Origin of the sequence: [Flexibacter] sp. ATCC 35208 (assembly GCF_001975825.1) — a bacterium.
Classification (GTDB): Bacteria; Bacteroidota; Bacteroidia; order Chitinophagales; family Chitinophagaceae; genus Chitinophaga.
Window position 1 is genome coordinate 1 of the sequence record NZ_MTKN01000126.1, and the last position, 8,030, is coordinate 8,030.

Annotated in this window: 7 protein-coding genes; 6 read left to right on the forward strand and 1 reads right to left on the reverse strand. The window is 37.3% G+C overall.

What is annotated here, in order from left to right:
- The first annotated feature begins 294 nt into the window (after positions 1-294).
- From BW716_RS33990 to BW716_RS34000, 3 genes are all read left to right on the forward strand, one after another.
- Positions 295-1,302 carry a type IV toxin-antitoxin system AbiEi family antitoxin gene (locus BW716_RS33990; RefSeq protein WP_179091395.1) on the forward strand — a complete coding sequence of 336 codons (1,008 nt, stop codon included), beginning with the start codon at positions 295-297 and terminating at the stop codon, positions 1,300-1,302.
- The gene (locus BW716_RS33995) at positions 1,289-2,134 is read left to right on the forward strand and encodes a nucleotidyl transferase AbiEii/AbiGii toxin family protein (RefSeq protein WP_083730507.1); all 846 of its coding nucleotides are present in this window, start codon (positions 1,289-1,291) and stop codon (positions 2,132-2,134) included. The genes BW716_RS33990 and BW716_RS33995 overlap by 14 nt, the downstream gene beginning before the upstream one ends.
- A 580-nt stretch (positions 2,135-2,714) precedes the next feature.
- Positions 2,715-3,848, forward strand: a complete 1,134-nt coding sequence (locus BW716_RS34000) for a putative phage abortive infection protein (RefSeq protein ID WP_083730508.1) — start codon at positions 2,715-2,717, stop codon at positions 3,846-3,848.
- Between the two features lie 11 nt (positions 3,849-3,859).
- Here the strand turns inward: BW716_RS34000 and BW716_RS34005 are convergent, their stop codons facing one another.
- A complete protein-coding gene (locus BW716_RS34005; RefSeq protein ID WP_179091396.1) occupies positions 3,860-4,162 on the reverse strand; it encodes a hypothetical protein in 303 nt (100 codons plus the stop codon).
- Between the two features lie 270 nt (positions 4,163-4,432).
- On the opposite strand from BW716_RS34005, the gene BW716_RS34010 reads away from it, so the two are divergent.
- The 3 genes from BW716_RS34010 to BW716_RS34020 all read left to right on the forward strand — a co-directional run bounded on the left by BW716_RS34010 (position 4,433) and on the right by BW716_RS34020 (position 8,013).
- Positions 4,433-4,660, forward strand: a complete 228-nt coding sequence (locus tag BW716_RS34010) for a hypothetical protein (RefSeq protein WP_083730510.1) — start codon at positions 4,433-4,435, stop codon at positions 4,658-4,660.
- A 1,358-nt stretch (positions 4,661-6,018) separates the two neighbouring features.
- The gene (locus BW716_RS34015; RefSeq protein WP_083730511.1) at positions 6,019-7,020 is read left to right on the forward strand and encodes a DUF4238 domain-containing protein; all 1,002 of its coding nucleotides are present in this window, start codon (positions 6,019-6,021) and stop codon (positions 7,018-7,020) included.
- Between the two features lie 660 nt (positions 7,021-7,680).
- Positions 7,681-8,013, forward strand: coding sequence for a hypothetical protein (locus BW716_RS34020; protein WP_083730512.1), 333 nt, complete (start codon positions 7,681-7,683; stop codon positions 8,011-8,013).
- The last annotated feature ends 17 nt before the right edge of the window (positions 8,014-8,030 follow it).

The following is an 8,030-nucleotide window of genomic DNA, read 5'->3' on the forward strand; positions in this document are numbered from 1 at the left end:
TTGTAATTGCCGATTACACATGGTTGCATCCCCGCAAATCACCACGAACAAAATGATAACAGCCCATCATACTTTATATTATAATCATAATACTGAATTTATATAATTATTTATATTAATTATAATTATTTAAAATATAGCTGCTTATAAAAGTATAACTACCGTAAATGTTCATTATTTCAAATCGTTCGCCGACAGTGAACAATTTGAAATAATGAACATTTTTAGATGTAATTCGTTTTTGTTCATTAAATTTGCTTGTTCACTTTCAATGAACGAAAGAAATAAATGAACATGACTAAAGATGAAATCATACTAAGAGAGGCTTTTGATGCACTGGCGGAAAATACAGGTATACAGGCGTCCTATAGGCTGATGTCTTTTAAGTCCGACCACCGCCTAGATGCAGAAGTTCAGATCATAATAAACGATACAGTTCTGCGATTTGCGGCAGATGTGAAAAGGGAACTCCGGAACTACCATTTGCGAGAACTTCCGCAGACAGTATCGGATTTGCCTCTAATGTTTGTTGCAGACCGATTATTTCCTGCTGTAAAGGAAGAGTTACGCAGAGAGAAAATAAGTTATCTGGACACTGCCGGGAATATTTTTATACAACATAGGCAGATATATGTATGGATTGAAGGCAACAGGAAAATGCAAGGTGAAAAAAAGCAGAGTGTAAACCGCGCATTCACAAAGCAGGGGCTTAAAGTAGTATTCTTGTTTCTTTGCCAGAATCACATGATTAATATGCCCTACAGAAAAATTTCTGATCTGGCTGGTGTGGCATTGGGTAACATACCACTTATTATGGAAGGTCTGAGAGAAGCACAGTATCTACTTCACCTGAATGACCAGGATTTTATTCTAAACAGAAAGAAAGCATTACTGCACCGATGGATTGAAGCCTACCGAGATATTTTAAGACCTAGCCTGCATCTCGGCAACTTTAAAAGCACAACCCCTGATTTGTTTAAGGAACGTCTTATGACAGGAAATATTGAAAATGCGGTAGCTGGCGGCGAGGTAGCTGCAGAGATGATCACGCATTACCTGAATGCGGAAATTTATACGGTATATACTACACAGACTAGTAAGGAGTTTATGGTAAAAAATAGATTGATTCCAGATGAAAAAGGCAATATACAGTTGTATGAAAAATTCTGGGATAATTATTCAAAAGATGGTAGAGTACCGGAACTACTTGTGTACGCGGATTTATTGATAACAGACGAGCCGCGCTGTCTGGAAACAGCAGAAATCTTATATGAAAAACAATTGAAGCATGAATTTGAGTAGCATTAGAGAAGAGGATTTAAAAGAAGTGTTTGATGCACTGGAAGAGGCATTTGGGGTAGTAAATATTGATTATTATCTGATAGGTGCTATTGCACGCGATGTATGGTATACACAGGGAGGTAAGGCTTACAGAACTTCAAAAGATGTAGACTTTGCCGCATTGGTTGGCTCAAGGTCCGAATATGAGGCAGTGCGTAAGTTCTTGATAGAGAAGAAGGGTTTCAAAGAGTCAAAGCAAAATGCATTTGTAATGATCAATCCCAAAGAGATTCAGATTGACATACTGCCATTCGGAGGTATTGAAATTGACTCTCAGGTAAAACTGGATGCTGTGGGTATGTCCAATATTCAGGTAAATGGCTTTCAGGAGGTATATGTAGCGGGTACCGCAACCATGAATATAAAGACCGGTCACGCTTTTAAAGTGGCGACACTGCCTGCCATTGTGTTACTAAAACTGATAGCCTTTGATGACAGGCCAGAGAAAAGAGAAAAAGATCCAAGAGATATCGCCAATATAACTGAACACTTTTTTGAATTACAGATGAACCATGTATATGATGAACACAATGACCTGTTTAAATTGGAAGAGAAGGAACTTGAAAGCCTTCAACTGGAAGAGGTGTCTGCTACTGTAATAGGTAGAGAGATCGAAAAAATCACCAGAAGTAATGAAAAACTATATGCACGTGTGATAAGCATTCTTCAGAAACATATTGAAGCAGCTGCAAACAGTCAATTTGCAAGATTGATGGCAACAGAAACAGGAAGACCAGTCACTGAAATGGTGAACTGGCTGCAAAGATTTAAAGAGGGTATGGTTCAGTCATGAACGCAAAGTAGGACAATAATAAGGGCAAACAGATCCGGGAACCGCACCTGATGGGTGTATTAAATATCAACACAAGCTTATTTGCACTGCTAAAAAGTTAATTAACAGGGAATTGCAACATCAGAAAATTCAATTGATTTCGAACTTAAATGTTGTTGAAAATAAACAAGTTAGGGATTTATGATTATGTATAAAAAAGCAAGACTCGCTCATAGAGCGGGTCTTGCTTTTTTTGCGGGGCAGAGGGGACAAGTTTCGAACCAGATTATAGAGGATTTATCTAGAATTGTCATGTTTAATAGTGATTTTTTCAGCTCGGATCAAAAGAGAGCATATACATCCTAACATTGAGAAGCTAGATAAACTCCCGGTGCACATGAGATTAAAACATGCAAACAACTGTTTGATCAGGTCATAACTGTGTGCTGCGAAGAAAAAGAATTACTATCTTGTTACATGCACTTAGCTGACGGAACGATTTCTTTCAAACGCTTCATAGCGAGAAAACATTATTTTTGAAGATTGGGAATCCTGAGCCGAGCTGTTGATTTATCTCTCAAGTGCCTATAAATACTACGAAATGAAAATTACATGGGGCTTTGTGTTAGGAGCATTTATTGTGCTAGGTCTTCTGGCAGGTGCCATTTATCTACCTTATTATTTCGTTCACAGCCCGTTCTTTAATCAGAATTTTTGCGAAAGTGGCCAGATAGGTGATTCGATCGGGGGGACTGTTGGACCAGCCGTGGCTATCATCGGTGCCCTGCTTACTTTCCTTGCCTTCTACGTCCAGTATCAGGCAAACCAGCAACAGAAAGCTGACCTTAAACAGCAACGGGAAGATTGGGAGATAGAGCGGTTTGAAACCCGATTCTTTGAGCTATTAAAGCTTCATAAGGAAAACGTATCGGAAATGGAACTGGTTGCCGGAAAAATCAAGGGAAAGCTTAGCTTTAATTATTTGTTTGAAGAATTCATTTGTCTGTATAAACAAGTAAACAAACTAGTTGAGAACTCGCCGGAGCCAGATAAAAGCAATTTAAACGCCGCCAAGATAACCTACCTAGTCTTTTATTATGGAGTTGGAAAACTAGCTGAGACATCTTATATTCCCGAATTTAGTTGGCCTGAATATCAATTATTTGAGGATGTGAAAAAAAGCATCCTTCAACAACAGCAGGATTATATTTATCCATCAAAAAGCAGCTGGCAATGGGCAGAATACCAATATATGCCTTATAATGGGCATTCTACAATGTTGGGAACATATTATAGACATCTTTTCCAAACCTCCAAGTATATCATCACTTTCCCACATATTAAAGACCCAGAAGTTAAATATCAATACATCAGAACTATGCGAGATCAACTCTCTGAGTTTGAGCAGCTGATGTTATACTTCAATGCAACGACCTGGTTTCCGAAAGAATGGGAGGAAGCCTTTACCAGCTACAGATTTATTAAAAATATTCCACTTCAACATATACCTGAAGAATTGTCCCCCATCGAAAGATATCAGGAATTCATGATCAAGCTATGGCTAACTAAGAAGAAAAGGCTCTTTGAAGTACAAGGTGATATTGACAAAGTTGTGAATATATGGATTGATAGTTATCCTGAAATTTACATTACTCTGAAAATTCATCCAGGTCACAAAAACTACCCTTCACAATCAGATGTAAAGCATTTAATGGATATGCGTAATTGGAGTTAAGAAACTTGCGTTTAAACAAAGCAGGGTAGATCATTGATCTGCCCTGCTTTGTTTAATATCGATTTAAATGTTCTCTCTTCATTTTCGGACTTTAATCTTCCATAAAATTCAATAGCATACCTATCTGTCATACCGACGATGAAATCACAAATAATTCTTCTCTGATCGGCACCAGCTATATCGTAACTGTTGCGACAACCATCTGGCAGAAGTTCATGACCTTTTTTCTCCGGGTCTGATAATACTTTGAATATTTCATTGACGAATTCACAACCTCTAAACTCGGCTACTTTTAGCCCTAGTGAAAGAACCAATGAAATATAGGTGAACCTGTTGTTTTATGGATAGTCTGAAAGATTCCCTTAAAGTAGCGCTTTTAGCTGAGTATAATGAATTGAACAAGGACAATCTGGAGCATAAAAAAATTTGACAGCCTAATTAAAAGAGATTGACTGACGAAAAGTTCGATAGTTTAGAAGAAAGCAGTTATGTACTAAAACAAAAAGGAAAGCTTTATTAAGTTCTATTCCCGATAGAATAAGGAGCGGAAAACCATTTCCACTGAATGTATAATACGTAGGGCGTTGGGCCACCTCAAACGGAGCCATATCCTCCGTTTGGGCTGGACCAGTATCACCGTAATAGACAATGAATTAGAAAAATGCACAAAAAGTATTTCGAATACTGATGAAGCAATCGAAAAAGCATTGATCCTTTCGTCAAAACTCTCTATGGTATGCCATTCCAGCGACACAGATGTGAAAGTGAAGATACAAAACCTCGTCTTCCCTGAAGGAATCGTCTATGACTAGGAAAATAAGTCATTTCAAACCATAAAGTGAATTATATTTTACCCGTGTTCCAAGCCTGTCGGGCAATACAAGCGCTACGAAAAAGTAACCGATCATCATTTAGATAATCAGTCCTCTTTAGCGAGAAAGATAGATTCGCCCCCCGGCCCTGTTACAGTCAAAATCATCAAAGGCATGACCGGCAAATTGGATCTCAAGCTTTCTCAGATTTTCATAAACATCAAAAAGGCCTCCAGATTCTCATCTGAAAGCCTTTAATATCTTGCTAAATCGGTCGATTTATTAAGCGGGCTACGAGGGACGAAGTCCAAACCAGTTTACAGAGGATTTATCTAAAATTTACGAATTACTTAGTGGAATTCATTACTAACCTTGTTATTAAACAATAGTATTATGTCAGATGATATTTGAACCAAGTTTTATTTAGGGCCAATTTCATTAAGAACCGATTAAGAGGAAGTCTAGAATACTGCTCTCAACTACACTTTAATATAAGCAAAATTCACTTTTCCGGAAAAATCCCCCCTCGGTAGATGTATGAGATTTTTGGAGATTATGAGGATTTTTTCTGGCGGTCATTTCATTTCTGTTTCAGAAACTCGTTTATACCACAATTTGGCACCCTCCTCAGGTGTTGATTTCATCTTCATACAATAATACACATAGCAACATAAAAGCATCAATGCGACTAAAATCGCACTCAGAGTTATAGTATATATATGTTTTCTCATTGATTTAAGTTTTTAGGATCATCTTTTACATCCTGGTAACCTTCCAGAAACCACCACCCCATTTGAATTGCTCTTTGATCAGCATCGCTATCTTCATAATTTAATAATGTCGACCACTTTTTGCAAGTACATAAGAACCACCAGTCCTATTTATAGCATTTCCCCAAAGCCTGTTTATTGAATCTAATAGGTTATAGACAGTCCGATCATCCGTTTTACTTGGGCCCAATATCGCAGTAATAAACAACCTTTGGTAGTGGCTTTTCATATTTAGTGAATCCGTTCGGACAATTCTCGAACAAAATTCATGAACACCTAAAGTTTTTTTGATTTTAAAATTCTGATATACAATTACTTATAACCAAACCAATAGTAGTATTGAACGGTGTTATATGTAGGGATAAAGAAAAATAAGATTCCGATATACCAGCATTAAAAACTTACCCCCAATTATTAGTTCACAGGCTGCATTGGTGCTAACTGGTACCAACCGCACTTATTTGGTTAAATTGCTTAAAAGTAATAATTTGTAAAAATTGTTTCCTGCTAAAAGCAGCGTATAATAGCGGAATTACAAATGTTGTGCGTCAATCTGACAAGCACCCTTACAATTAGAAAATCTTTTAAATGGCAATTCAAATAACGGAACGGCAGCACTTTGTTCCAAGAACATACCTCAAATACTTTGCTGACAAAAAGGGCTCAGGGCATTATAATATAATGGCGTTGCCAACAAAAAATTTAACACCTGAAGCCATAATTGAAAGAAATACAAAGAGTATTTGCTACGAAAAAAACCTATACACTTTACCAGGCAGTACCAACGAAGAAAAAATGTTGCTTGAAAAATTCTATTCAGAGGAATTTGAAAACAAGTATGAGAAAGTGTACACAATGTTAACCGACCCTGGCAAAACAGAATTGTCAGACCCTGAGCGAGAACTTATCATATCGACAGTTGCAACTATGTTTTACAGAGTTCCTGTGTGGCAAAAGCAACATACGGAAGTAATAAAAAGGGTCTTTGAAATGTGCATTCAAGCTACAAAACAAACAGGACAAAAAGAGACTAAGATTGAAGGAGAGACTTACGTAATTGAAGGCAAAACCGTTGACCAATTAATTGAAGAATATATCTCAAACAATAAATCACATCAAGTAGTCTCTCAACTAAACATTGCACTAAAACTTGTAGGTGTCAGAATAAAAAGCGACAATATATACATCCTCAAATTGGAAGATGGTGAGCAGGAATTTATCACAAGTGACAACCCCGTAATACTGCAGAACCCAAGCAATGAACAAATATTCCCAATTGACCCTTCAAATATTATGAAATTGCCATTGGACACAAAGCACTACTTGATGCTAATGCCTAACAATGACAAAGCAAATTTGAACAGAATTGTAAGACACAACGCAAAAGGTGGATTTAGTCGGCGTGAGGAATTAATCTCAAATACGGAACAATTACAAGGCGCAGACGAATACATTTTAGGAAGCACTCCTTCACTCACACGATATCTAAACATAAAAGAAAAAGACATTCCTTTGACAGACGAAGAACAGGCATTGTTAGACAGGTTAATCGAATTGGGAAAGAACTTCGGTTGGTTTAACTTGAAGTAGGATTGTTCCAAAAGAGCGAACGCATAATAATCAGTTTTCGGCTATGCTGGCTGACGTAATAACATTCGGCTGCAAATTTCTATCAGCTTCAGTTTCGGCAGGACGTTCAACTTTCAGCTTTTAGTTTTTCAAATCGGCTGCGGTTCCGGGATAGAAAAGCATTGATACCAGCACAGCAGCAAGCCATCAACGTAGCCGTAATGGTAGGACGACACACTCCGACTAAAAAAAATAAAATGAATTCAAAACGACTACACTCATTTTTGACACTTGGTAAAGTATAATAAGATTCAATACAAACAGTATCCTAAAGCGCGGACGGATTGTATAAAGAAGGTTTTGACTGGGTGTCGTCGTATACAATACATGACAACATAACTCTTCAATATTCTGATGTAGAAATTAAAGGTAGTGTAAATGTTATGGGGTCAATAACAATTATTATTGAAGAAAATAAGACATTAAGAATTGAGTAACACAAGGGGTACAGAAATCACCACTTCTAACGGGTTTTGCGTCAGGCGGCCTGACATGCAAGCTTGAAGCTGTGTGCTACTGTTAAACTTTAGTAATAAATTGAAGTTTTGTGCTCCGACACCCGCCCGAACGCAAATCCCGAAACCGTTATAGCCAATAGTTGGACGATAAACCCCAAGGACAATGAAAATCATTCCGACAATTGAAAAATATATAAATGAAATTACAAGTGACGGCTTTCATCGTTACAAATCCTGGGACAATTGTCATCAAGCTTTTAACGTAAATAAACAGACTGAAATTCATAGTTTACAACTTGCTTTTTACTTAGCGAGTTGGGGAATGTATCGTGGATCTGGTGGCTTGCTCCAAAAAAATCACTTTATTCATAAGGGGGCGGTTGATATCTTATTTTCAAAAGATATAACAAAATTGAAGTGCAACTCGGAAAACGAAATAAACAAGAAAAATATTGAAGACGTTATTAAAGTAAAAGACAAACTTGCTGACCATTAGTAAGTATTCGGTTCTCG

Coding starts and splice junctions, on each gene's coding strand:
- BW716_RS33990 (WP_179091395.1), top strand. CDS start 295: ATGACTAAAGATGAAATCATACTAAGAGAGGCTTTTGATGCACTGGCG.
- BW716_RS33995 (WP_083730507.1), top strand. CDS start 1,289: ATGAATTTGAGTAGCATTAGAGAAGAGGATTTAAAAGAAGTGTTTGAT.
- BW716_RS34000 (WP_083730508.1), top strand. CDS start 2,715: ATGAAAATTACATGGGGCTTTGTGTTAGGAGCATTTATTGTGCTAGGT.
- BW716_RS34015 (WP_083730511.1), top strand. CDS start 6,019: ATGGCAATTCAAATAACGGAACGGCAGCACTTTGTTCCAAGAACATAC.
- BW716_RS34020 (WP_083730512.1), top strand. CDS start 7,681: ATGAAAATCATTCCGACAATTGAAAAATATATAAATGAAATTACAAGT.